The sequence below is a fragment of the Streptomyces microflavus genome (assembly GCF_014650075.1).
Lineage (GTDB): Bacteria > Actinomycetota > Actinomycetes > Streptomycetales > Streptomycetaceae > Streptomyces > Streptomyces microflavus.
This window is the reverse complement of record NZ_BMUG01000033.1, coordinates 1-1,455: the sequence shown is the minus strand read 5'-3', so window position 1 is coordinate 1,455 and position 1,455 is coordinate 1. Positions and strand designations below refer to the sequence as shown.

At 56.3% G+C, this 1,455-nt stretch carries 1 rRNA gene; it reads right to left on the bottom strand.

Annotation, left to right across the window (positions count from 1 at the left end):
- A 23S ribosomal RNA gene (locus IE264_RS37745) occupies positions 1 to 1,455 on the bottom strand; the annotation flags it as partial.

Sequence of the window (1,455 nt, the reverse complement as noted above, 5' to 3'; positions counted from 1 at the left end):
CCACCCGTTACCGGGCTTCCACATCTGGCCTATCAACCCAGTCGTCTACTGGGAGCCTTAACCCCTCAAAGGGGGTGGGAATACTCATCTCGAAGCAGGCTTCCCGCTTAGATGCTTTCAGCGGTTATCCTTTCCGAACGTAGCCAACCAGCCATGCCCTTGGCAGGACAACTGGCACACCAGAGGTTCGTCCGTCCCGGTCCTCTCGTACTAGGGACAGCCCTTCTCAATATTCCTGCGCGCGCAGCGGATAGGGACCGAACTGTCTCACGACGTTCTAAACCCAGCTCGCGTACCGCTTTAATGGGCGAACAGCCCAACCCTTGGGACCGACTCCAGCCCCAGGATGCGACGAGCCGACATCGAGGTGCCAAACCATCCCGTCGATATGGACTCTTGGGGAAGATCAGCCTGTTATCCCCGGGGTACCTTTTATCCGTTGAGCGACAGCGCTTCCACAAGCCACTGCCGGATCACTAGTCCCGACTTTCGTCCCTGCTCGACCCGTCGGTCTCACAGTCAAGCTCCCTTGTGCACTTACACTCAACACCTGATTGCCAACCAGGCTGAGGGAACCTTTGGGCGCCTCCGTTACTCTTTAGGAGGCAACCGCCCCAGTTAAACTACCCATCAGACACTGTCCCTGATCCGGATCACGGACCCAGGTTAGACATCCAGCACGACCAGAGTGGTATTTCAACGACGACTCCACAACCACTGGCGTGGCCGCTTCAAAGTCTCCCACCTATCCTACACAAGCCGAACCGAACACCAATATCAAACTATAGTAAAGGTCCCGGGGTCTTTCCGTCCTGCTGCGCGAAACGAGCATCTTTACTCGTAGTGCAATTTCACCGGGCCTATGGTTGAGACAGTCGAGAAGTCGTTACGCCATTCGTGCAGGTCGGAACTTACCCGACAAGGAATTTCGCTACCTTAGGATGGTTATAGTTACCACCGCCGTTTACTGGCGCTTAAGTTCTCAGCTTCGCACACCCGAAAGTGCACTAACCGGTCCCCTTAACGTTCCAGCACCGGGCAGGCGTCAGTCCGTATACATCGCCTTACGGCTTCGCACGGACCTGTGTTTTTAGTAAACAGTCGCTTCTCGCTGGTCTCTGCGGCCACCCCCAGCTCACCGAGTAAATCGGATCACCAGTGATGGCCCCCCTTCTCCCGAAGTTACGGGGGCATTTTGCCGAGTTCCTTAACCATAGTTCACCCGAACGCCTCGGTATTCTCTACCTGACCACCTGAGTCGGTTTAGGGTACGGGCCGCCATGAAACTCGCTAGAGGCTTTTCTCGACAGCATAGGATCATCCACTTCACCACAATCGGCTCGGCATCAGGTCTCACCCTGTATGTGTGACGGATTTACCTACCACACGGGCTACACCCTTACCCCGGGACAACCACCGCCCGGGCTGGACTACCTTCCTGCGTCACCCCATCGC